Source organism: Mucilaginibacter sp. GW822-FHT03E02 (genome assembly GCF_058801545.1).
The window spans coordinates 1,154,872-1,181,477 of sequence record NZ_JBXANJ010000002.1 but is presented as its reverse complement, the minus strand read 5'-3'; the positions used below and the strand labels follow the sequence as shown (position 1 = coordinate 1,181,477).

At 45.7% G+C, this 26,606-nt stretch carries 15 protein-coding genes; 14 read left to right on the top strand and 1 reads right to left on the bottom strand.

Going from position 1 to position 26,606, the window contains the following annotated elements; translation table 11 throughout:
- Positions 1-43: 43 nt before the first annotated feature.
- Positions 44-778: a GntR family transcriptional regulator gene (locus AC1RM2_RS31600; RefSeq protein ID WP_274209623.1), complete on the bottom strand. Its 735-nt coding sequence runs from the start codon at positions 776-778 to the stop codon at positions 44-46.
- Positions 779-1,068: 290 nt separating this feature from the next.
- Between AC1RM2_RS31600 and AC1RM2_RS31595 the strand changes: the two genes are divergently transcribed.
- The 14 genes from AC1RM2_RS31595 to AC1RM2_RS31530 all read left to right on the top strand — a co-directional run bounded on the left by AC1RM2_RS31595 (position 1,069) and on the right by AC1RM2_RS31530 (position 26,572).
- Entirely contained in the window at positions 1,069-2,367 is a 1,299-nt protein-coding gene (locus AC1RM2_RS31595) for a glucosidase family protein (RefSeq protein WP_492989113.1), read from the top strand.
- Between the two features lie 683 nt (positions 2,368-3,050).
- The gene (locus AC1RM2_RS31590) at positions 3,051-6,197 is read left to right on the top strand and encodes a SusC/RagA family TonB-linked outer membrane protein (protein ID WP_492989112.1); all 3,147 of its coding nucleotides are present in this window, start codon (positions 3,051-3,053) and stop codon (positions 6,195-6,197) included.
- A gap of 22 nt (positions 6,198-6,219) precedes the next feature.
- Positions 6,220-8,163 carry a RagB/SusD family nutrient uptake outer membrane protein gene (locus tag AC1RM2_RS31585; protein WP_492989111.1) on the top strand — a complete coding sequence of 648 codons (1,944 nt, stop codon included), beginning with the start codon at positions 6,220-6,222 and terminating at the stop codon, positions 8,161-8,163.
- 53 nt (positions 8,164-8,216) lie between these two features.
- A complete protein-coding gene (locus tag AC1RM2_RS31580) occupies positions 8,217-9,389 on the top strand; it encodes a DUF5000 domain-containing lipoprotein (RefSeq protein ID WP_492989110.1) in 1,173 nt (390 codons plus the stop codon).
- Between the two features lie 18 nt (positions 9,390-9,407).
- On the top strand, positions 9,408-10,619 hold the full coding sequence (locus AC1RM2_RS31575) for a DUF4998 domain-containing protein (RefSeq protein ID WP_492989109.1): 1,212 nt from the start codon (positions 9,408-9,410) through the stop codon (positions 10,617-10,619).
- A 529-nt stretch (positions 10,620-11,148) separates the two neighbouring features.
- Entirely contained in the window at positions 11,149-13,500 is a 2,352-nt protein-coding gene (locus tag AC1RM2_RS31570) for a GH92 family glycosyl hydrolase (protein WP_492989108.1), read from the top strand.
- 107 nt (positions 13,501-13,607) lie between these two features.
- Positions 13,608-15,305 carry an RICIN domain-containing protein gene (locus AC1RM2_RS31565; RefSeq protein WP_492989107.1) on the top strand — a complete coding sequence of 566 codons (1,698 nt, stop codon included), beginning with the start codon at positions 13,608-13,610 and terminating at the stop codon, positions 15,303-15,305.
- A 552-nt stretch (positions 15,306-15,857) separates the two neighbouring features.
- Positions 15,858-17,243: an SGNH/GDSL hydrolase family protein gene (locus AC1RM2_RS31560; RefSeq protein ID WP_492989106.1), complete on the top strand. Its 1,386-nt coding sequence runs from the start codon at positions 15,858-15,860 to the stop codon at positions 17,241-17,243.
- A 27-nt stretch (positions 17,244-17,270) separates the two neighbouring features.
- Complete coding sequence (locus AC1RM2_RS31555) at positions 17,271-18,092, top strand: alpha/beta hydrolase (protein ID WP_492989105.1); 822 nt, start codon at positions 17,271-17,273, stop codon at positions 18,090-18,092.
- Positions 18,093-18,402: 310 nt separating this feature from the next.
- Entirely contained in the window at positions 18,403-20,127 is a 1,725-nt protein-coding gene (locus tag AC1RM2_RS31550) for a RagB/SusD family nutrient uptake outer membrane protein (RefSeq protein ID WP_492989104.1), read from the top strand.
- A 24-nt stretch (positions 20,128-20,151) separates the two neighbouring features.
- On the top strand, positions 20,152-20,595 hold the full coding sequence (locus tag AC1RM2_RS31545; protein ID WP_492989103.1) for a DUF5004 domain-containing protein: 444 nt from the start codon (positions 20,152-20,154) through the stop codon (positions 20,593-20,595).
- 34 nt (positions 20,596-20,629) lie between these two features.
- Positions 20,630-21,631: a DUF4961 domain-containing protein gene (locus tag AC1RM2_RS31540; RefSeq protein WP_492989102.1), complete on the top strand. Its 1,002-nt coding sequence runs from the start codon at positions 20,630-20,632 to the stop codon at positions 21,629-21,631.
- 108 nt (positions 21,632-21,739) lie between these two features.
- Positions 21,740-24,835, top strand: a complete 3,096-nt coding sequence (locus AC1RM2_RS31535; RefSeq protein ID WP_492989101.1) for a SusC/RagA family TonB-linked outer membrane protein — start codon at positions 21,740-21,742, stop codon at positions 24,833-24,835.
- Between the two features lie 27 nt (positions 24,836-24,862).
- Positions 24,863-26,572: a RagB/SusD family nutrient uptake outer membrane protein gene (locus AC1RM2_RS31530; RefSeq protein ID WP_492989100.1), complete on the top strand. Its 1,710-nt coding sequence runs from the start codon at positions 24,863-24,865 to the stop codon at positions 26,570-26,572.
- The last annotated feature ends 34 nt before the right edge of the window (positions 26,573-26,606 follow it).

Here is a 26,606-nt window from a genome sequence, read left to right as displayed (position 1 = left end):
TTTCATTTAAATTCCAAACAAGTAATCAATATTTAGTTTCGGCTTAACTTGTCCTTCGGCTTTCTACTGTATACTCAAAACTTTCGGCTTTGTAGTAACCCAGGTTATACTCCATTGGCCGGTCGCCCTGGTCAAATACAAAACGCTTTCTGAAAAGTACGGGGCTGCCAATATCTATCTCCAGTTTTCCGGCAATAAATTTATCGGCCGCCTTGGCGCTAATTTCTTCTTTTGACAGGTCGGCAACTACAGAATGCTCATTTTCAAGCATTTCGTATAGTGGTTTCTTGAAATCCTCATCGCCGGTAAGGCCAATCCTGGGGTGAAAATAAGATACAAAATAAACAAAAGCTTCGTCGGCATTTCCTCTTAAGCGTTCCAGTTTCAGTATCTTTTTTTCGGTTTTTATATCAAAAAAGTTGGCTATGTAATCGTCGGGGTACACCCAGCTCACATGCAGTTCGTAATTTTTAATGATAATACCGCGTGCCTGCATTTCCTGGGTAAAACTCAGCCAGTTCATAGCTTTTGAGCTCATTTTGGGCTGAGCCACTTTTGTTCCCAGCTTTTTCTTCCTGATCAGGAGTTCCTCATAAACCAGTTTATTGATAGCCTGGCGCAAGGTGGTCCTGGAGATGGCCAGTTTTTTTGCCAAATCTACTTCGTTGGGTAAAAGCTTACCTGCCTGGTATTCAGGGTCTTTTATCAGTTCTCTTAGCAGGTTCTCGGCCTGTATATGAAGCGGAACGCCGCTTTTATGATCTATTGAAAATTTCATGTTGGTATTTATCCAGGTTTTATGAACAGTATAGTGCAAATTAAATAATTAGTTAACAACTGCCACTGTTTTATTAATATGTTTATCCCTTATGTGTTAAATAAATCATCCGGCTGTTTTCACAGGAATTGTCTGGAACTTAAAGATAGCTTTATATTTTCCGTAAATAAAACGCAGAATAAATTTGGATTGAATTTTAATGTTTTTATGTTTGTACATATTTATTATCTGTGCCAGATAACAACGTTATTATATCCTAAAATTGCTTTCATTTATAAAATAAACTCTGCATGAAAATACTTTTGCCTTTTTTTATTACGCTTTCTACGTTTACCGGCTTATCTGCCAACGCTCAAACAACAGGTAAGGCGGCGCTTGCCAAAGCTATCGTGGCCGATGAACGGTTAGATACTATCCAGGCGAGGGCTTTAAAATTACTTTCGGGCTTTTCTGCAGGCACATCCTACAACGAGGTTTGGATTCGCGATTTTAATACTTTTATTAAGGGATCGCTCCAGGTGCATCCTAAGGATGAGGTTAAAACAAAGATACTACTATTTTTTAAGATTCAGGGTGACGATGGTAACATAGTTGATGGTGTCGTAGATAGCGCCAAAGCTAACGTGGGCTACAAATACCGCTACTCGCCTTTATTGCGTGGCTGGGCGGCCCATAAAAATACGGTGGAGACCGACCAGGAATCATCCCTGGTGCAGGCTGTAAAAAAATATATTGATGTTACCGGCGATAAATCCATTTTGAATGAAGTGATAGGTGGCAAAACGGTTTTGCAGCGTATGGAGGATGCTTTTACATACCTGCAAAAAGACCGCTGGTCGGCAAAGTATGGCCTGGTAACCGGGGCTACCACCATTGATTGGGGCGATGTGCAGGCCGATGGCGGCTGGGGTGTGGCCATTAACGATAAAACCAAATGGGCTATTGATATATATGATAACGCCATGTTTGTGATAGCCCTGCACAATTTTGTGGCCATGCAGCCTAAAGGATACAAAGCCAAACAAAACTGGGCGCTGGTAGCGGCTAATGTTACCAAAAACGTGCGTAAATACCTGTGGGATAGTAAAGAGCAAAAGTATATCCCGCACCTGTACCTGAATGGCAGTCCCTTTGCGGCCGATTTTAATGAAAAAGAGATATTGTATTTAGGCGGATCGATATGCGCTATACAGGCTGGTTTTAATACCCCGGCCGAGGTTAAAGAAATAAACCGCCAGATGGTAGCTGCGGCAGCTAAAGAAAAGCATGCAACTATCGGCATTACCGTTTACCCGCCATACCCAACAGAGCGCTTCCCGAATATGCACTCCTATGATTACCAGAATGGCGGCGACTGGACATGGTTTGGCGGCCGCATGATAGCTCCCTTACTATCATACGGTTACGCCAGTGATGCTTATGCCGAGCTATCGCCGATGCTGGATAGGGTAATTGCCAACAAAGGTTTTTTTGAGTGGTACGATGTACGAAGCGGCGCCCCAAAAGGCTCGGGCGATTTCAGGGGCGAGGCCGGGGTGCTTTACGACGCCATTGCCGTTTTAAAACAGTGGGCTTCTAAAAATAAATAAGTGTCTGATTGCCAATATAGAACTACCGTCATTGCGAGGCACGAAGCAATCCCCGACATGCTAAGTCCCACATAGTTCGGGATTGCTTCGTTCCTCGCAATGACGATACTTTGGTAAATTGATTTAGCTTTATTTCGTTGCACCTCATCTCTATTTTTTTTAGGTTTTATCTGATAGATACTTACAATGACGCGCGGGTATGTGCTCATTAGAAGTATAAAAAAATGATTGACAGGCCGCCTTTACGCCCTGTTTTGCGTTATGCCTTTTTTTGCCCCGTCAGCTGTGAAAACCCATCATTTATGCTACACTTTTATGTCATTAATTTGAACTTTTCATCAAAAAAAGTTACAAAAAACATACACAAAAGCTACAAAAAATTACACTATCTGTTTTGTGCCTTTTAATACCGGTTTCTCCGGGCCAATCAACCCATTTTGAACCAGACTTTTTAAAATATTTTATAATGTATCAACATTTAGTAAATATGTTCGAATGTTTGTTATTTAAATTGATCTTATGATCGCCTAAATCATTAGAATACAGAATAAAAGGAGTGTTTTAAGCACTCATTCACAACTTATTTAAATTTTATCGTGAAAAATTTTGTTTTTGTTATTTTAATATGTAATTATGTACATACAAATACCAAATTATAGTTTCAACCTTTACACAAACCCATCATGAATGAAAGAATTTTTACCTATTTGAAGGTGAAGTACCTTTGTTGCTTACTGTTTTTATTGATCCTGGGGAAGGTATCCCTGGCGCAAACGGCATTTACTGTAAGTGGCAAGGTAACCGACAACAAAGGACTGGTAATGCCCGGCGTAAGTGTTGCCATAAAACATACCAAAAGCGGTACCATTACCACAGTCAGCGGCGATTATACCATCAAGGTACCCAAAGCTACCGATACCCTTGTGTTTTCGTTTCTGGGCTATGCCAAACAGGAGGTAGCCGTAAACCAGCGGCACACTATTAATGTGGTTTTGCTTGACGATAAAAACGACCTGAACGAGGTTGTGGTAGTAGCGTACGGTACCCAGAAAAAGGAAAGCATGGTTAGCTCTATCACTACCATTAACCCCAAAGAGTTAAAAGGGCCAACCAGTAACTTAACCACCATGCTTGCCGGCCGTATTGCCGGTTTAATATCGTACCAGCGCAGCGGCGAACCGGGGGCCGATAATGCCTCATTCTTTATCCGGGGAATAACCTCATTTGGCTCGGGCAAAATCGATCCGCTGATATTGATTGATGGTATGGAATCAACCACCAACACGCTGGCCCGCCTTCAGCCCGATGATATTGCCGGGTTTTCTATCCTGAAGGATGCGGCAGCTTCATCATTATACGGTGCCCGTGGCGCCAATGGCGTTATATTGGTTACTACCAAATCGGGCAAAGTGGGCGATACCAAAATGAATGTGCGGTTTGAAAACTCAACCTCATCAAACACGCAAAACTTTGCCCTGGCCGATAACATCACTTATATGAAATTATCAAACGAAGCGGCCCTTACCCGTAACCCGCTGTCGCCCTTGCCGTATACCCAAAACAAAATTGACCATACCATGGCCGGGGATAATCCGCTGCTTTACCCGAGTAATGACTGGATTGGCTCATTAATTAAAAACTACACCAATAACCAAAGGCTTAATTTAAACATCAGCGGCGGCGTTAACCGGGCGCAATATTATATATCGGCATCGGCCAATAAGGATAATGGCGTGTTAAAGGCGCAAACAGGCAACAATTTCAACAACAACGTAAGCCTTAAAAGCTACGAGATCCGGTCGAACGTAAATGTAAAACTTACCTCAACTACCGAGGCTATCGTACGCACATCAGGCGATTTTGATGATTATAACGGGCCTATAGGCGGTGGCGGCGCCGTTTTTGGCAGCGCGCTAAATGCCAACCCGGTGTTGTTCCCTGCAACTTTCCCCGCATCTGATTTGCCTTTGGTGAAGCACCCTTTATTTGGTAACGCGCCAAGAGGATCAAATGGCGAAGTTTATGATAACCCTTTTGCCGATATGGTATCGGGATTTCAGCAGTACAGCACATCAACGTTGAATGTACAGCTGGAAATTAAACAGGACCTGAAATTTATTACCGAAGGCCTCTCGGCAAGGGCCATGGCTTATACCCAGCGCTATGCGTACTTTAACCTGAGCAGGCAGTATACGCCGTTTTATTACGCGGCCAGCCCCTCGGCTACCGACTCTAAGGGTTATACTTTATCGTTATTAAACGAAAAATCGGCTACCGAATACCTTAACTTCAACCAGGGCAATAAAATTGTAAACAGTACCAACTATGCCGAGGTTGCTTTAAACTATAACCGCACTTTTAATAAATTGCATAATATAAGCGGCTTGCTCATTGGTATACAGCGTAACTATGTTACCGGTAATGCCGGCGATTTGCAATCGTCGCTCCCTTTTCGTAACCAGGGTGTTAGCGGCAGGCTAACCTATGGGTATGATAACCGTTACCTGTTTGAAACCAACTTTGGCTACAACGGATCGGAGCGTTTTGCACGCAACAACCGTTTTGGTTTTTTTCCGTCGGTAGGCGTTGCCTGGAATGTTAATAACGAAAAGTTTTTTGAACCCTTAGTCCACACCATCACCAAGTTAAAGTTCCGTGCTACTTATGGTTTGGTTGGTAACGACCAGATTGGTAACGCCAACGACAGGTTTTTTTACCTATCCAACGTAAACCTTAACGACGGTAATTTCGGGTCGTACTTTGGCGAAAATTATGCCTACAACCGCCCGGGCGTTTCTATCTCCAGGTATGCCAATGATGGTATCACCTGGGAAAAATCAAAGAAAACCAATATCGGGATGGATTTGGGTTTGTTTGATGCCCTTAACATAACCATAGATGCCTATCATGAACGCCGCAGCAATATTTTAATGCAGCGGGAATACATTCCCACCACCATGGGCCTTACCGCCCCTGTGAGCGCCAACGTAGGCGTAGCCGAAGGCAAGGGTATCGATGTGGCTATGGATTATAATAAAAACTTTGGCAGCGCCTGGCTGCAAATGCGGGGCACATTTACTTATGCCGCCAGTAAGCTGCTGGTGAATGAAGAGCCTGCGTACCCGGCAAATGAACAATACCTGTCGCGCGTGGGGCAATCACTGGGCGAAGTGTACGGCCTTGTTGCCGAACGTTTGTTTGTTGATGACGAAGATGTAAAAAACTCGCCCAAGCAAAACTTCGGCGAAGTTAGGGGAGGCGATATCAAATACCGCGATTTAAACGGCGACGGCCAAATTACCGCCCTTGATATGATTAACGGCCTTGGTTACCCAACCACGCCCGAAATTATTTACGGTTTCGGCTTCTCGTTCGGCTATAAAAACTTTGATATCAGTACATTTTTCCAGGGATCGGCCCGGTCGTCATTTTTTATCGATCCTACTGCTATTTCTCCCTTTGTGGCCAACGGCGCTTATCAGCATGGTTTGCTTAATGTGGTGGCTAATGATCATTGGTCTGAAGATAATCGGAACTTATATGCTTTTTGGCCAAGGCTTGGTTTAACACAAAATACCAACAATAACCAGCCATCCAACTGGTGGATGCGCAACGGAGCTTTCCTGCGCATGAAAACTGCCGAATTGGGGTATAGTATTAAAGATAAAACCTTAAAAAGGTTCCATATATCGGGCTTAAGGATTTATGCCAACGGTACCAACCTGTTCCTCATCAGCGGCTTTAAGCTTTGGGATCCTGAGCAAGGGAGTAACGGGCTTGGTTACCCGGTTCAAAAAGTGTTTAACGTGGGGATAAATGTTCAACTGTAAATCCTGCTAAAATTTAATCGAGATGAAATTGTTAACTATATACACCCGATATTCAGGCCTTTTAGGTCGAAAATCTATGGGCCTTGCCTTGTTGCTGCTCATAGTGGCAGGCATGCCGTCCTGTAAAAAAAGTTACCTTGATGTAGTGCCCGATAACGTGGCAACCATTGATAATGCCTTTGCCAACCGCAACGAGGCCGAAAAATATTTGTTTACCCTGTACTCGTACCTGCCGCAGGAAGGGCATCCCGATAAAAACCCCGCTTTCAGCGGCGGCGATGAAGCCTGGACCTACTGGCCCATGACCGAAGATTTCTTTTACCTTGACCCCTATAACATTGCCCGCGGTAACCAAAACCGGGCCGATCCTTATATGAACTACTGGGATGGCTATGATGGTAAATCGTTATGGCAGGGGATAAGGGCCTGTAATACCTTTTTAGATAATTTGGATAAAGTAACCGATTTGCAACCCTATGTTAAAGTACGCTGGGTGGCCGAGGCCAAATTTTTAAAAGCATATTTTCACTGGTACCTGTTCAGGATGTATGGGCCTATACCTATCATGGATAAAAATATATCCATAACCGCGCCGCCCGAAGATGTTAAAGTATACCGCCAGCCGGCCGATTCGGTTGTGAATTACATTGCCCGGCTGCTTGACGATGCTGCCGCAGGCGATGATAACACCGGCTTGCCAAGCGTAATTACCAGTGCATCAACCGAGCTTGGGCGGGTTACCAAGGTAGCGGCACTTGCTATTAAGGCCCGTGTGCTGGTTACCGGCGCCAGCCCTTTATTTAACGGTAATAATGATTTTGCAGGCCTGAAGGCCAATAATGGCAAGCTGCTTTTTAACCCGCAGTATGATGCCACCAAATGGGCAAGGGCTGCTGCCGCCTGTAAAGTTGCCATTGATGCCGCAGCGGCAGCGGGGTTAAAGCTGTATTATTTTACACCGGGTATTACCGCTGTTGATAATGTAACCAAGGTAGAAATGGACATCCGCAATTCGGTTTGCGAAAAGTGGAACAGCGAACTGATCTGGGGCTTAACATCAAGCGGGAACCCAACCTTCTGGTTACAGGAGTTTGCCATTCCGCAGCTTGATCCTAACAACATCAACCTTGATTTAAAAGGCAAGCTTGCGCCACCGTTAAAAATGGCCGAACTGTTTTACACCAAAAATGGCGTACCCATTGAAGAAGATAAAACCTGGGATTATGCCAACCGCTTTAAACTGCGTACCACCACAAGCGCCGATGCCGGTATGCAAAACGGCTATCAAACCGTGGGGCTGCATTTTGACAGGGAGCGCCGCTTTTATGCCGATATGGCTTTTGATGGCTCAACCTGGTTTATGAAAAACGGCACCTATAATGTGCAAAGCAAACTGGAGCAATACTCGGGTAAAAAGCAAAGCCGCTTATATTCCATTACCGGCTACTACACCAAAAAAATTGTGAACTGGAACCTGGTGTTCTCGTCAACTAACGTAACGCTCGAATCGTACCCATGGCCGGTTATGCGCCTGAGCGATTTGTACCTGTTATATGCCGAAGCTTTAAATGAATCGGGTAATTCGGCAGCTGCTTTGCCTTACCTAAACCAGATCAGGACAAGGGCAGGCCTGCAATCGGTAGAGAGCTCATGGACCAATTTTTCAACCAATCCGGCTAAGTATACCAGTGTGAGCGGCCTGCGCGACATCATCCGCCAGGAGCGTGGTATCGAGATGGCGTTTGAAGGCAGCCGCTTTTGGGACCTTCGCCGCTGGAAAACCGCACCGCAGGTGTTAAGCGCGCCAATTTACGGCTGGGATATTTTACAAAGCACTTATGAAGATTATAACCGCCGCGTGCTGCTGTACAGCCCCAGGTTTGTTGCCCCGCGCGATTATTTCTGGCCAATTAAAGAGTACAATTTGCAGGTTAATCCAAACCTGGTTCAAAACTCGGGATGGTGATTAAAATGTAAATGATGTCGGAAAAAAATTATATCCATCTAAAATATAAGATAATGAAAAAGATATTATTAATGTGCTTTATGAGTTTGGCCATGCTGGCCATTAACTCCTGTAAGCAGGATAAGCTTGAACCCGTTACCAAAGATGGGGTTGCGCCGGGGCCGGTAACGGGCGTAAGCGTCGAAAACCTGCATGGCTCGGCAAAAATAAGCTATGCCCTGCCTAACGATGCCGATTTGTTATACATCAGGGCCGTGTACACCACCAAACAGGGTGCCGTGCGCGAAACCAAGGTGAGCCGCTATAACAGTAATTTAACGGTAGTTGGCTTTGGCGATACCGATGCTTACCAGGTTACGTTGTATGCGGTTGATAAAAGCGAGAACGTATCGGCCCCAACCGTTGTAACGGTGCATCCTTTAACGCCTTCGGTGAGCCTGGTGCGCGATAGCCTGGTGGTATCGCCCGATTTTGGCGGCATCAACGTAAAATTTGTAAACGCTACCGAAGAAAGCCTGGCTATTGTTGTGCTTGCTAACGATTCGCTTAAACAATTTGTGCCCATCAACACCGATTATACCAGCCTTAAAAAAGGCGATTTTTCAACAAGGGGCCTCCCGGCAACGCCTACCAAATTTGGCATTTTTGTGCGCGACAGGTGGGGCAACCTTTCAGATACCTTGATGGTAACGGTAACCCCATTGTTTGAGCAATTGCTCGACCGTACAAAAATGAAGGGCATAGTTTTACCTACCGATGCTCCGCTTGGTTATGGCGGCAATATAGCAGGCCTTTTTGATGGCAACGTAAACGACGGTTTTTACCATACGGGCGATGCATCACGGATGCCGCAGCAATTTACTTTTGATATGGGGGTAACCGCCAAGCTAAGCCGCCTGGTGTGGTTTATGCGCCCAAGTTTCTTTTATACGCTGCACAACCCAAGGGTGGTTGAAATATGGGGATCAAACAACCCTAATCCCGATGGTAGCTATGACAGCAGCTGGACGTTGCTGGTTTCGCATACACAAATTAAACCGTCAGGCTTGCCCGAAGGGCAGCTTTCGCAGGCTGATATAGATGCGGCGCTTGCGGGCGAAACCGTAACCTTCCCGCTCAATACACCCAAAGTACGTTACATCAGGTTCAAGACATTAAAAAATTGGTCAAACGGGTCGTACGTCAATTTTTATGAGCTGATGATGTATGGAGATGCAACTAATTAATGATCAAAAAAAGAATTTATGAAGACGATAAAATATTTTGCCCTCCTGTATGTGCTTGGCCTTATTGCCGGGTTAAGCTCCTGCACAAAAACAACGGGCGATGCGTATAAAAAATTTGAAAAAGGCGGAGAGATCACCTATCCCGGCCGGGCAGATACCATACTGGTGCAGGCAGGTTACAACCGGGTACAATTGGCGGTAGTTTTAGGCAACGATCCGCTGGTTACCAAAATCAGGGTATACTGGAATAACCAGGTCGACTCTACCGATGTGGCTGTAACGCATTCGGGCGGCAAGGATACCGTTAAAGTGATTGTTCCTAACCTTACCGAAGGCAACTATAATTTTACGGTATACACGTTTGATAGCCAAAACCATAAGTCGGTGGTTATTAACGGATCGGGTATAGTTTATGGCCCAAGCTACCTTACATCATTAACCAACAGAACGTTAAAATCGCTAACTGAAAGTGCCGATGGCAATAAGATAGAACTGAGCTGGGGCGAACCTGCCGGCGGAGAATTAGGGGTGGAAATTAACTATACCGGGCAAAACGGCGCGGCCCGCAAAATAGTGATACCGCCAACCGAAACCAGTACCGAACTGCCCGATTATAAAGAAAGCACGCAGCTTACCTACAAATCATTATACAAGCCCGATTCAACCGCGTTTGAAACGTTTTCGCCCCCGGCGTCAACAGTTACTTTGCCAAAGTTTGAAAGGCAGCTTGATAAATCAAAATTCGCTCTGGTTACCTTACCTACCGATGTAGATGAAGGTGGTTTCGGCTGGCTGCAAAGCTACCTGTGGGACGAAAATTATAACCCTCCGGGTTTTGCCACGCAATCCATCATCCCATGCTGGTTTACATTTGATAGCGGCGCATCAGCATCCATAAGCCGCTTTAAAGTTTGGCAGGCCAATGACAGGCTGTATAACCTGGAGAGCGTGAAAACCTTTGAGCTGTACGGCAGCAACAACCCATCGGCAGATGGTAGCTTTTCCAGCTGGACAAAAATAGGCTCCTACACCTCGGTAAAACCATCGGGCTTACCACCCGGACAAAACACAGCCGCCGATGTAGCCTTTGCATTGGCCGGCGAAGAATTTACCGTGACCAATGGTACGCCCAAATTCAGGTACTACAGGTTTAAACTGCTCACCAACTGGGGCGGCGGCAATTTCATGACCATGGAGGAGATTGCGTTTTATACGCATGACCGGTTGTAGTTTGATACAATAAATATAAGAACTAAACAAATAGCCATTCAGCATTCGTTGGGTGGCTATTTGCTTATAACGAAGACTGCTGTTTGTAATAAAATCAGTTGTCATTTCAAGCGACCCAGGGTTGGAATGCGTGCCGGGGCTACCGTGTACCCACATCTTTTAATAAAAGAAAATTGTCATTTCGATGGAGCAAGGGGAGGCATAGAGCGGGAGCGCGAAAGAGAAATCTTGTACTCTCTGCATCACCACAAGCTCTCGGAATGCAAGGCGTACAAGATTTCTCACCCTTTCCCCCACACGTTCCCGCCCTTCAAGGGATTCGAAATGACAACTGGTTTTATTAATTGATGAAATCCGTAAGATAGAAACAGTGCCAAAAAAGCCCTGTCACCATAAACCGCAGCAGCTTAAAAAAACTTTGTAAAAATTATCATACAAAATTTTGCTAAATCGTTTTTATTAGATAATTTGGTCGATAATTACCAATTATAAATAGAGTTTCTAAAATATATTTCCGGGGATAAAAAAGATGACCAATAATAAACGGGCTGTTTTTGTGGCTTTGTCGGCCAAAAAAAGTTTTACTGTGCTGTTAACCGCTGCGTTAACTCTCGGGGTGGCAGTGTTAAACGCTCAAACGCCGGCTGCTTACGTAAATCCTTTTATTGGTGCAACTACCAACGCAGATGAAGCCGGAGTTTACCACGGCCTTGGTAAAACGTTTCCAGGGGCTACTACACCTTACGGTATGGTACAGATAAGTCCAAACACCATAACGGGAGGCGATAATGGCCCGGGTTACAGCTTTGAGCATACCAGTATTGAAGGTTTTGCCATGACCCAAATGAGCGGTATAGGCTGGTACGGCGACCTGGGCAATTTCCTGGTGATGCCAACCGCCGGCAAAATGTACACCATAGCCGGTAAAATGGATGGATCAATGAAGGGCTATCGCTCGCAATACGATAAAAAAAGTGAAAAAGCATCGGCCGGTTATTACAGTGCCTTGTTGACCGATCATCATATTAAGGCCGAAATGACGGCTGCCCCGCACAGCGGCATGCTGCGTTTTACCTTTCCGCAAGGCCGCGATTCGCGTATCCAAATTGATTTGGCGCGCAGGGTAGGGGGCACTTCAACGCTGCAATACGTAAAAGTTGTTAATGACCATACTATTGAAGGCTGGATGAAATGCACGCCAGATGGCGGCGGCTGGGGCAATGGCGATGGCCATGCCGATTACACCGTCTATTTTTATGCCGAGTTTAGCAAGCCACTAAAGGATTTTGGTGTTTGGAGTGCCAATATCCCCGATGACTGGAGCCGTAAGCTGGACGATGTAACCGGAAAAAGATATTTAGATAGGGTTGCCGAAGCCGAAGTATTAAAAGGCGCAACAGAAAAACAAGGCAAACACCTGGGTTTTTACACGCAATTTGCCACGCAGGCCAATGAGCAGGTAATGCTTAAAACAGGCATATCCTTTGTAAGCATAGCGGGAGCAAAAAATAATTTAAATGCCGAGGTTAAGGATTGGAATTTTGATGCCCTGCATCAAAAAGCCATTGCTTTATGGAATAAAGCGTTGTCAAAAGCAAGTGTACAGGGCGGCACGCCAGATCAAAAAACGGTATTTTATACAGCACTTTACCATACCATGATAGATCCCCGGATTATAAGCGATGTGGATGGCAAGTATCCGGGCGGCGACGGCAAGGCGCATCATGCGGTTAATTTTAACAAGCGGACTATTTTTAGCGGGTGGGATGTATTCCGCAGCCAGATGCCCCTGCAAACCATCATCAACCCCGGCCTGGTGAACGATGAGATCAACTCGCTGGTGACATTAGCGCAGGAAAAGAAAATGGATTACCTGGAACGCTGGGAGATCATGAACGCTTACAGCGGTTGTATGATTGGTAACCCGGCTGTATCGGTAATTGCCGATGCTTACGCCAAAGGCATCCGCAATTATAACGTGCCCGAGGCTTATCGCCTTGCGGTGGGCTCAGTTGAAAAATTTGGCAATGGTGAAAAAGGTTTTAGTGGCGGCGATATAAGCTTATCCTTAACTTTAGAATACGCTTATACCGATTGGTGTGTGGGGCAGCTGGCTAAATGGCTGGGAAAAACTGCTGATGCCACAAAATACACCCAACGGGGGCAGGCCTACAAAAACGTGTTCGATACCGAAAAAGGCTGGTACAGGCCAAAAGACGATAACGGCAACTGGAAAGCCTGGCCCGATTCGGCACGCACCAAACAATGGTATGGCACTATTGAAAGCAACCCGTATCAACAAGGCTGGTTTGTACCACAGGACGTAAAAGGCATGGCCCAAATGATGGGTGGCAACGCCAAAACCATTGCCGACCTCAACAACTTTTTTGAAAAAGCCCCAAATAACATGATGTGGAATGATTATTACAACCATTCCAACGAGCCGGTACACCACGTGCCATTTTTGTATAATCGTTTAGGCGCGCCCTGGCTTACACAAAAATGGACCAGGGAAATATGTCGCCGTGCGTACCTTAACTCGGTTGATGGCCTGGTTGGGAACGAAGATGTGGGTCAGATGTCGGCCTGGTATGTGTTGGCCGCCAGTGGGTTACACCCTGTTTGCCCCGGCGATACCCGGCAGGAAATTACCAGCCCCGTATTTAATAAAGTAGTTTTAAGACTCGACCCGAAATATGCAAAAGGCAAAACATTTACCATTATGGCGCTCAAAAATTCGGCGGCCAATGTTTATATCCAAAGCGCAAAGTTAAATGGCAGGGCTTACAACAAGTGTTACCTCGACTTTAGAGACATAGCCGCGGGCGGCACACTGGAACTTACCATGGGCAGCAAGCCAAATAAAAACTGGGGAATTTAATATAAGTAATGTTTTAATTAAGAGTGGTTGAATTGTGAAGATATGCTAAATCGATTTATAAAAACCAATAATAAATTATATATCTATCAATTAATCAAAACCAAATTATGAAAACCAAATTATTTACCCTGCTTATTGCCGGCACTACTTTAGTTGCTGCCTGCAAGCGCGAAAAATCGGCTAAACCCGAGCCCCCTGTAACGAATCCCGGAGGTGCCAAAATTCCGTTGTCCGGGTCGCCTGTATCCGCATATGGCACTTTTTATATTAGTAATGTATCCAGCAGTAAAATCATCGAAATAAATGGTGTGGGTATGTTAAACGATGCCAATGCTGCCCAGCAATACCAATATTTTGGCAGCGGTACGGCAACAAACCCTAATCAAAAATGGTACATTATTCAGCAAGGTACCGGCGCTATTACCAGCAGCACCAAATTTAAACTCATGAATGTTGCCAGCGGCAAATACCTTGAAGTGCCCCTGGCATCTACCACGCCGGGCGTAGGCTTATGGCAGGATAAAGCCAATACTAACAACGCGCAGCAATGGTACATCCAATCGGTAGGTACCAATGTGTACAAAATTATTAACGTAGGCAATGGGCTGGCTGTAACCAACGAGGGCGCTTCAACCAGCAATGGTACTGCCATAACGCAGGAGCCTTTTGTATCTGGCAACACCTCCCAGCAATGGGTGTTAAACAGCATCACCGCCGAATCATATCGGGATGATGATGTGGTAAACTTTTTTCACCGGGCAAACGGTACCGTTGCTTTTGATGAAGGTAAAAGTATTGCCCTTACCTATGGAGCCAATAGCGGAAAGGTACTTTGGATAACCGAGGATGCGTACGCGGCAGATCAGCTACAATCAAACGGACAATTGTATTGCCAATTTTTTAAATACCATAATTCGGCTTTATTACAGCCGGCAAGTCATAGCTGGGATCAATCATTAACGCCCAATATGACTACTACAAATTCGCCCATTAGCAACCTGGAGATCATTGAAAGCCCAGGTGACCATAACAGTACTTATCGCTGGCCGGGCATTGGGATTGAGGCAGGCAGCAAGGTTTTGTTGTATACTTATGAATCTGCAAACGGATCGACCCCTGCAAACCAGGCCGTTTACTCCATTAACCAAAACACAGCTGGTTTAAACTGGGGTGCGGCAACAAGGCTTACGCCTAACGGTATGTCGGGCCAAACTGATGTCGGTTTTTCCAACGGGATGGTAAAAAATCCGGCGGGAGATACGGTTTATGTATATGGCAGTAAAAGCGTCTATTTCAATTCATCAAATGTATTCCTGGCGCGGTTTGCGGTGAGCAACCCAACCAGTTGGACATTCTGGACAGGCACAAGCTGGTCGGCCAGCCTGCAATCTGCATCAACAGCTGCAATTACCGTTGGTTCGGGCAATACAACGCAGCAAAACGTAATCATATCAAGAGTGAACGGCAAATATGTAATGATGCAAATGGATCTGGGCTACTTCTGCGATCCGGGCAACCACAACATTTACATATCTACAGCAAGCAGTCCGAAGGGGCCGTTTACCGCACCGCAATTGGTATTTACCATTAATGATATGTACAATGGGCACCTGGCTAAATATTACACGCCGGCAATACATCCCGAGTTTAATAATGGGCATAACGAGCTTTTGGTTACCTATTGCCTAAACTATAATGCCGATGGTGGCAGCTGCTCAACCCAAACCTGTTTTAATAATAACCAGGACCCTAATTATTACCAGGTGAAAGGGGTAAGGATACCATATTCGCTGGTGGGTTTGTAGGTGGAAAAGAGCTGGAAAAGGGCGATTCTCAGCTTGAGAGGGGATTTAACAAGAAAAGAGCGGGGGCGCGTGCGATTCCCCGCTTGAGAAAGGGGGGGAGGGGTGTGTTTATATGATCGGCTAATGAACGTCGGCCAAACACACCCCTGCCACCACTCAGTCTTTCGCGCCCCTCTCGAGAGGGGAATTGAAAAAAAGCGGGGGGGAATGTGCGATTCCCCTCTTGAGAGGGGTGGAGGGGTGTGTTTATACGAGTGGCTAATGAACGCTGGTTAACACACCCCTGCCGCCACTCAGTCTTTCGCGCCCCCTCTCGAGAGGGGAATTGAAAAAAAAGCGGGGGAACGTGCGATTCCCCTCTTGAGAGGGTGGAGGGGTGTGTTTATACGAGTGGCTAATGAACGCTGGTTAACACACCCCTGCCACCGCCCGGTCTTTCGCGTCCCTCTCGAGCGGGGATTTAACAAGAAAAGAGCGGGGGTAAGCTTGATTCCCTTCTGAGAGGGGGATGGTAACAGGGAGCAGAGAAGAATTTAATTTGATTAACATACAATGAAGAGAACATTTTTACTATTAGCCGGCATTAGCCTTTCCATCTGGGCCAGCGCGCAAAAAATCGCGCCGTTTAAGGCGGGCGACAGGGTGGCATTTGTGGGCAACAGCATTACCGATGGCGGACATTACCACTCGTACATATGGCTGTATTACATGACCCATTACCCCAACGCACGGATAACCTGTTTTAACGCAGGTATTGGCGGCGACGTTATAGGCCAGATTTATGATAGGTTTGATGATGATGTGCTTGATAAAAAGCCTAACGTGTTAACCCTCACCTGGGGCATGAATGATAGTGGCTATTTTGAGTGGTACCGTGCCGACGCACAGGATGTGATGGATAAAAGGATCCAGGGGAGCTATAAATACTATGGCATGCTGGAGGATAAGCTGAAACAATTGCCGGCTATTAAAAAGATATTCATTTTGGGTTCTCCGTATGATGAAACCTCTAAGTTTACCACCAAAAATATCTATCCTAAAAAAAGTATAGCCTTTTCAAAGATTATCGATTTTCAGCAGGAGGCGGCTAAAAGAAACGGCTACGGTTATGTAGATTTTTATCACCCTATGGCAGCCATCAATCAGCGCGAACAGGCAAAAGATTCCACTTTTAGCCTTACGCCTAATGATAGGGTACACCCCGATAACGATGGCCACCTGGTGATGGCTTACCTGTTTTTAAAAGCCCAGGGGCTGGATAATCAGTATGTTGCCGATTTAAGCATCAATGCCCAAAATAAAAAAGTGTTAAAGGCTGTAAACTGCCGCATCAGTAATATAACAGCCGGTGCAGATTCGGTTGCGTTTAATTACCTGGCCAATTCGCTGCCTTATCCTATTGATACCATTCCGCGTGGCTGGGGCAATCGTAAAAAGCAGGCAGATGCCCTAAAAGTAGTGCCGTTTACCAAAGAGTTTAACCAGGAATTGTTGAGCGTTAAAGGCCTTAAGGACGGCGATTACAAGGTGATGATTGACGGCGAGCAGATAGGCAGTTGGTCGGCCCGGCAACTGGCCGATGGCGTTAATATGGCCGAAATTACCACAACTCCCCAATACCAGCAGGCCATCCAGGTTCGCGAACTGAACGAAGAGCGCTGGGATATTGAGCGCCGTACAAGAATGTATGTTTGGATGCAGTATGATTTTTTAAAGGGCAAAGGTTTGCTGCACAACGATAGCAACGCCGCTATGGATACCGTAAAAAAATACGCTGTAAAAGACATTTTTGTGAATGGCAATAAAGATAACTATAGCCGCGCCCGCTACAAAAGCCTGCGCGATGCCTGGCAAAAAGAAACGGATGTATTAACAGACCAGATTTATGCCATTAACAAGCCCAAAAATCACCGCATTACTATCGTAGCCGCCAAATAACCCTAACCGGAAAATACTTATACCCATATGAATAAAAGAACAATAATAGCCCTTATAGCCTTTTTTATAAGCTTTATAAAGGTTGATGCAGCTACGGTAGATACCGTTTTAACGCACAGTAACGCCATGCGCCAGGATATTAAGGCGGTAGTAATAAGGCCCGCCGGTTACCAGGCCGGCAAAAAGTTTCCGGTACTGTACCTGTTGCATGGTTTTAGCGGCAATTACAGCGATTGGATTTTAAAAGTACCCGCTATTGCCAAACTGGCCGACGAGTATCAAATGATGATTGTATGCCCCGATGGCAATTTTGCAGGTTGGTATTTTGATAGCCCTATGAATAAGGATTGGCAATACGAAACTTATGTTGGAACCGAACTGGTGAACTGGGTTGATAAACACTACGCTACAATTGCCGATAGGGGCGGGAGGGCCATCACCGGCTTAAGTATGGGTGGGCACGGTGCCATGTACATTGCCTTTAAGCACCAGGATACTTTTGGCGCGGCGGGCAGCATGAGCGGCGCGCTGGATATCAGGCCCTTTTCGGACGCGTTTGGTATTGAACAGGTGTTGGGAAAATACAGTCAATACCCCGAACGGTGGGAAAAAAACAGCGTTATCAATATGATATACCTGTTAAAACCAAACTCGCTGCTTATTACGTTGGATTGCGGTTATGATGACTTTTTATACCCGGCGAATGTTGCTTTTCATAATGAGCTTTTAATGCGTAAGATTCCGCATGATTTTACGGTAAGGCCGGGAGCGCATACCTGGGAATTTTGGAGCAACTCGGTGGTTTACCAGGCGCTGTTTTTTAACCGTTACTTTAACAAAATAAAGTAGGGGATAGTGTTACGAATTTAATTACCGGGCTTATAATATTTAGCCCGGTTTTTAACCACTTTTCTAATTTTTAGCGACTTTTAGTGCAAACAAAATAAATTAAAAAAAAGTGTTCGAAAAATTTGCTAAATCGTTTTTATGATTTAAATTAGCACTCAGATTAACCATCTGTTATAAACCAACTAACACCAATATACTTTTTTTTAGGGCAATCTGCGTAAAGTTGCCAAATTTAGCTAAATCGATTTTTTGATTTAATTTAAATGGACTTGTAGTGTTAAAAATATGCTATTGTAAATAAACCTGTAATATGAAAAAAATTTACTTCAAGGTTCTTACTTTTTCGATGTTCGGGCTTGCGCTTTGGGGCATGTCATCCTGTAAAAAGGATGGTTTCCTGGGGCAAACCACTACATCAAACTTAACCCAAAGCACGGTATTTGCCGATAGCGCCAATACGGTGGCGTTTTTAGCAAACATCTACAGTAATGTGGGTTTCAGCTTTAGTCCCGGGCGCTTTGGATACGGCGGGCTTGATGCGTCGTCAGACGAAGCCGAGGTTTACACATCGGCCGGTTCTACCGCTTTGGCTTTTGAAACAGGCACAATCAACGCGGCTGTAGTTACCGATGATGCTTATAGAAACAGCTATACAAACATCCGCTCGGTAAACCAGCTGCTGGCCAATTTGCCAAAATCGCCTATAAATAATTTTACCAAAACGCAAATGCGTGCCGAGGCCCATTTTTTAAGGGCATGGTACTACGCTATATTGCTGAAACACTACGGCGGCGTGCATATAGTTAATGATAAGATTTACAACTATACAGATGCCATCCCCGCAAAACGGAATACCTACGCCGAAACGGTAAACTATATTTTGGCCGATTGCGATACCGCCGCGCTGGAGTTGCCAACCGTTCAAAGCGGCTTAAACTATGGCCGTGCTTCAAAGGGCGCCTGCCTGGCCTTAAAATCAAGGGTTTTGCTGTATGCTGCAAGTCCGTTATTTAACGGGCAATCGATAGGTGATGGCGCTACAAAAGAACTGGTAGGCTATGCTACTTACGATAAAGAACGTTGGAAACTGGCCGAAGATGCCGCAATTGCTGTAATTGGTACAGGAGCCTATAAACTCAACGTTGATAATGGTACCGCACCCGGCTATGGCTTTCAGCACCTGTTTACCTTGCCCCTTAACACCGAATATATTTTTCAGCTAATGCGCGGCAATAATGCCGATTTTGAGAGCCTGTGGCAGCCACCATCACGTACGGGCAAAAATGGCGCCCTGCCTTTGCAAGGTTTGGTTGATACATTCCCAATGAACACGGGCAAAGCCATCACCGACCCAACATCCGGCTACGATCCGCAAAACCCTTATGCCAACCGCGATCCGCGTTTAGATTATACGGTTATACGCGATCAAACGCTTATCCAAAACAGGCTGTCGTCGGGCAAATCGCCTATTAATATTTTTACCGGTACGTACAACGGTCAAACTACCGGCCCTGATGCGGTTAATGTAGGCACCCGTACAGGCTACTATACCAATAAAATGCTCGATCCGGATGCCGTTTCGCAGGATTTTACACATCCAACCAAAAGATGCTGGCCATTAATACGCTATGCCGAAATCCTGCTTAACTACGCCGAGGCCGCCAACGAATATGAAGGCCCAACCACACAGGTTTACCAGGCTGTTGAAGCTATCCGCCAGCGGGCAGGGCTAAACCCGTACCAGTTGCCAACCGGGTTAAGCCAGGCCGATATGCGTAAAGCCATTCAGACCGAACGCCGTATCGAGCTTGCTTTTGAGGAGCACCGCTTTTGGGATGTGCGCCGCTGGAAAATAGCCGACCAGACCGACAATATCCAAACCTACGGTATGGAGGTTGACCGCAATAATACATCGGTTACTTATAAAACCTTCCCGGTGCGCAAGCGCAACTTCCGCACGGCTATGTACCTGTGGCCTTTCCCGCAAACGGAGGTGGCCAAATCGCCTGAGATGTTACAAAATCCGGGGTATTGATCATCATTATAACCTAAAAAGCAAATGAAACAGAATAATATAATGCAACAGTGCGGCTTTTTGCTGGTAGCGATAGCGGCTGTTTTGATGGCATCATGCAAAGCCGAAAAGGTATTGCCGGTAAAAGAATCCATCAAAGATATCACGGGCAGCTGGCAGGTGATCAGGGCAACACGCAACGGTACCGAGCTTACCACCCTTATCGATTTTACCAAATTTAGGGTGAATTTTAAAGATGGTGGCTATACCATTGAAAACCCGCTGCCATTTTTGGTAAACGCCAACGGCAAATTCTCGCTCGACGATCCGGAATATCCGTTTAAAATAACGTTTACGGCAACAGGTGGCACAGCTGTATCAACACCGTTCAATTATCCAATTGTGAATGGTAAAAGGCAGCTGAGCATCACTTTTAGCCCGGGGTGCCCAAACAACAGCTATGTGTACGTACTGCAAAAAGTTAACTAACCATAAACCATAACCTACTAATAAAACAGATTTTATGAGATCATATTTACATATAAAAGGTAAAGGTTTATGGAAGTTTTGCGCCTTAACTGCCCTGGCTATTGTACTGGCCTGCTGCGGCGAGGTGATAACCAGCGTTGACCAGCCTGCAACTGCAACAGCGGGGTCTACAATGACTGTAACCGTTCACCTATCTATACCAACGGCGGCAGATGGCGGCCCCGATTACCTGGTGTTTGGCTTTTTGGTACCCAAGGGATGGAAAGCAGCACAAAACACCGTTGTAACCTACTCCGGCGCGCAGGGCAGCGGCAACATGACGCTGATACCCGAAGGAACCTTAGGTAAAAACGGAAACGGCCTAACCTGGACAGCCTACATGAAAAAAACTTTCCAGATTGGCGGTAACCTTATTGACGATATGGAATGGGTGGCTTATCAGTCAGATAAAGCATATTCACACACCGGCGGGGTTGAATTTAAGGGAGATATCACCATTAAAACAAAGGTTGCTGCCGATAATAACAACTACCTGGTAAAATTAGGCTACACCATTACCGATACCGGCCACGGGTTTACCAGCGATCAGTTTGGTACCTATTACAGCGAAGTGGTAACACCCTGCTTTGAAGTTACAGGCGGCACCGGCGACCTGATTGATTTTTGTAATCCGCAGCTTACCACAGTTAACCCGCCAAAATCGTTAGATAATGACATCATTACGTTAACCTTTGATGGCACGGTTGTTAACACGCCGCTAAACAACGCTACCGAAACTTACCTGTGCGCTACCGCCTATACCAGTGATGGTAAAACCATTAGTGTTTGCGAGCAAACTGATAAAACCAAAATGATACAAGCGGTGCCAAACAGTAAAAAGTACCAGTTAACGTTTTGGCCCAAGTCGTTTTTTAATACTACGGCCGCGCAAACTATCACAAAAATAGAGTACTTCATTACCGATAAAACAGGCACTGCAAAGGTCGGCTATGGTAACACACTGGCGCCGTTTGTTTACACTTTTAAGTGCTCGTAACCAATTATAATACAAAAGGATGCTGAATTAACCTTGTTTTTAAAATCACAGGTTGAGGTAGCTGCTAAAACGATATTTAATTATTGCCAACAATTTAAATCTTATACTATGGCTTATTGCTACTTAAAGAAATGCTTTACAGGTTTCGTCATATTGATGCTTATGCTGGTAAAAACCGGGTACGCAGCTATGCAGGATACCACAGGCAGGGGTAGTACCCATCCTGGTTGGGTAAGCGGGGTTGTACTTGATGAATATGCCAACCCTTTAAACGGGGTTAAGGTAATGGTAAAAGGTAAAACCGATGCCAGCTTTACTGATAAAGACGGTCGCTTCGAGATTAACGCTGTCAGCGGCGATAAGCTGGTATTTACGATGCTTAACTATTACACCAGCGAAGTAAAGATCAGCAGCAAAAGCCCTGTCACCATAAAATTGCTTGATACCTATTTGAAAGCGCCCGAAACGATAAACGTATTATACGGCACTAAAAAGGCAGCTGCAAACCTCGGATCGGTTGCTACCATTTATACCAACCAGCTTACAACCACACCGGCATCGTTGTATACCCATGCATTGCCGGGGCAGCTGCCGGGCTTGTATACGCAGCAGTACAGTGGCTTTGCCAGCCCGCAAACCAGCACCCAAACCGTGGCCGATTTTATTGGCAACGTGGTGCAGCACAACAACTACTCGGCAAATGATAATACCGAAATAGGTTTATCGCTGCGCGGACAAACGCCTATAACCATCATAGATGGGGTACAGCGCGAAATCTCTTCTATCGATCCGGAAAGTATCGAATCGGTATCGGTTTTAAAGGATGCCTTATCAAATATATTGCTGGGTATCAACAGCTCGCGCGGTGTTTTACTTATCACTACCAAACATGGCCAGGCAGGCGCGCCCCGCATTTCATTTACGGCCGAAGTAGGTTCGCAGCACCCGCTGGATCTGCCGAAACCGCTGCCGGCCTACCAGTATGCTTATTTATATAACGAGGCGCTGCAAAACGATGGCAAGCCAACTATTTACACCGCCGATGACTTTAACGCCTACCGCAACCATACCGATCCTGCTCATCACCCGGATGTAAATTGGTTTAATACCTTGCTGCGCAACAGTTCGCCAATAAGCAGCTACAAACTGAATGTAAACGGCGGCAGCAGCGTAGCGCAATACAGTGTGTCATTAAACTATATGGATCAGCAGGGCATGTTTAAAACCTCGCCGGCTGCAACTTATAATACCAATAACGAACTTAGCCGCTACATTATCAATTCAGATCTGAGTGTAAACGTTACCAAAAAGTTTACGGTTGATTTGCAATTGTTTGGCCGTATTCAACAGGCTACCCAGCCGGGAACAGGCTACTCGGGCATCCTGAACACACTGTACAATACGCCAAACAACGCCTACCCTGTTTATAACCCTAACGGATCATTCGGCGGTACTACCTTGTTTACCAATAACCTGTTATCGCAATCGCAGTTTTCGGGCTACCAGCGCACCAACAGTAACGATGTAATGGCCAACCTCGATCTTAATTACGATTTAAGCAGCGTAACAAAAGGCCTCTCCGTAAAACTAAAGGGCAACCTGGCCTTTGAATCGCAGGGCCTGGTAAACCGCTCGTTGCAAAACAATACCTATTTGCTTAACAAAGATAGTTCATACTCGGCTGTGGGTACTCCAATATCGCAGTCAAACGGCTTTGCCACGGTATCAAGCGCCCGTTATTCTTTTGCGCAGGCCGCTTTAAATTACGAGAGGCAGTTTGGAAAAGGCACGGTAAGCGGTATGTTGTTGTATGATACCCGCTCGGTTGTATTAAACTATGACTTATCTGGCGTTACCACCAACAGGGCAGCCAAATTGGGCTACAACTACGATGGCAAATACTTTATTGAAGCATCGGCCAACAGCAGCGGCTACAACAGGTATCCGCCTGGTAACCAGTATGGCATGTTTTATGCCGTTGGCTTAGGCTGGCAAATGGGGCAGGAGCGTTTTATAAAAGATATTAGCTGGATAAGCTCATGGAAATGGCGCGCCACTTATGGTAAAACCGGGAATGCCAATGTTGATAATTTTGGTTACTACAACTTTTTGCAAACATACGGTACGTCAATTGGCTATCCTTATACATTGGGTACTGCCCGCAGCGTAATTCAAAGCTATAATGAAAATACCCTGGCTAACCCTTACATCCGTTGGGAAAACGCCAAAAAGCTGGATATTGGTACCGATATATCCCTGTTTAAAGATCACTTTAAAATTACTGCCGATTACTTTCATGACAGGTACTATGACCTGTTACAAACCCGCGGCAATAGCATAGCCTTGTTAGGAACTACCTACTCGGCCGAGAATATTGGCGTGAAGCTGTATAAAGGTACCGAACTTACCTTAACCTACCAGGACCACGCCGGTAATTTAAACTACTTTTTAACGGCTAATACAACGCGCCAAACATCAACCAATGTATTCAGCGATGAAGAGCCCGCGCCGTATCCATGGTTAAGGCACACCGGCTTATCAAACGACGTAATATTTGGCTATACTGCTTTAGGTTTCTTTAAAAACGCGCAGGATGCAGCCACCAGCGCCACCACGGTTGGTTACACGCCACAGGCCGGAGATGTGAAATATAAAGACCTTAACGGCGACCACGTGATTAACCAGTTTGATCAATCGGCCATAGCCAATACCAAACCTTTAATTTATTACGGCTTATCATTTGGTGTTAACTATAAAGGTTTCAGTGTAAGCGTAATTATGCAGGGTGTTACCAACCACCAGATTATCTATAACAATAACCTGGTAAATGGCTTTGCCGGCCTTGGTCAGTTTGGCAACATTTACCAGGGCCAGGGCTATGATGCCCTAACCGGAAGATGGACACCAGAAACAGCCGATATAGCTACCCTGCCGCGCTTATCATCAACCGGCAATGTTAACAATGGTTTGCTATCAACACTGTACATCCGGTCGGCAAATTACATGAGGCTTAAAAATGCCGAAGTAGGTTACAGCCTGCCGCTGGAGTGGGCACGCAAACTAAGATTATCGGGCATCAGGGTATTTGCCAATGGCGAAAACCTATACACATTTTACGGCTACAAAGGCGTGGATCCGGAAGTGTATGGTTTGGCATACCCTATACAGCGCGTGTTTAATGCAGGTATAAACATTAAGCTTTAATTATTGGCCAACATTAAAATTATGATCATGAAGAGAATTAAAAATATACACATAGCGGCCGTACTCATTTTGGTAATACTGGCAGGCTGTAAAAAATATGAGCAATTTCCGGTTGATAAGGTAGGCATTCAATATGTGTTTGACCCTAAGGATTCCTTAGGCAGCAGCGCGCAGGAATTTTTGTATGGCATTTACCCGGTGATGAAAAGCGGCCATAACCGTGTAGGCGGCGATTACCTGGATGCTGCATCTGATGACGCCATGTCATCGGCATCGGGGCCAACAAATCAGGTAACCATTTTGGGTACAGCCGCATACAACTCCTACACCATTCCTGCCGATGAAAACCTTTGGGCTTACTATTATGCAGGCATCCGCAAGGCCAATATTTTTGTGAATAACATTGGCGTGGTGCCGGTGATGGCTAAATACAAAGGCTACTCGCAAAAGTATGTTTGGAAAAGCGAGGCCCGTTTTTTAAGGGCGCTGTTTTACTTTGAACTGGTAAAACGCTATGGCGGTGTGCCATTGCTTGGCGATAAAGTATTTACCATAAGCGATAACGTATCGCTGCCCCGTAACTCATTTGCCGATTGCATTAAATACATTACAAGCGAGTGTGATGCCATTAAAGATACATTACTAACCGCCCCGGTTGATAACCCCAATGCCGATGCGCACAGGGTAACCAAGGGCGCGGCGCTGGCTTTAAAAGCAAGAGTATTATTATACGCCGCAAGCCCCTTATTTAACGGCGGTAACATTGATGCCGCAAACCCGCTTACCGGTTATACCGATAATAGTTTGGCCCGCTGGGCAGCTGCATCGGCGGCGGCAAAGGATGTTATGAACCTGGGCGCATACTCGTTACCGAACGATTTTAAGGGTGTGTTTTTGAACCAGAATAACGGCGAAATGATCCTGATAAGGCAAACGGGTTCTGATAACGGGATTGAAACTGCCAACGCACCGATAGGTTTCCCGGGCGCGGCTGCCAAAGGCCAAACCAGCCCAAGCCAGCAACTGGTAGATGCTTTCCCGATGAGTAACGGCCTGGCTATTACCGACCCTGCATCGGGCTACGATAGCAATAACCCCTACGCTAACCGCGATCCGCGCCTTACTTATACGGTGTTTTATAATGGCGCCCGCTGGCTTAACAGCGACCTGCAGCTGTATGAGGGCGGCCAAAGCAAGCCAAATACCAGCCTGCAGCAAACCAAAACAGGTTACTACATGCGCAAATTTATGGGTAACGAAGAAAATGCGAACAGTTTTCAGGGCCACAACGCCGATTGGCTGGTGATACGCTATGCCGATGTGATATTAGGGCATGCCGAGGCTGAAAACGAAGTGAACGGCGCTACCAGCGATGTTTATAACGATATGATCAGTATTCGCAAACGGGCAGGCATAGCAGCAGGTGGCAATGGCTTATACGGGTTAAAAGCAGGTATGACCAAAGATGAGATGCGCGATGCCATCCACAACGAACGCCGGATAGAATTTGCCTTTGAAGAGAGCCGCTATTGGGATATCCGCCGCTGGAAAACCGCCAATGTGGTCATGAACCAGCCATTGCAGGGTATGTCTATCAATAAAATAGGATCGAGCTTAACCTACAATATAGTTACAGCGCTGGATACCAAATTTAACCAGCCGGCTATGTACCTGTACCCTATACCCTACGATGAAGTGTTAAAGAACCCGAATATGAAACAAAATCCCGGATGGTAATCCTTCAATCAATTTAACCAAATTAATTAAGCAG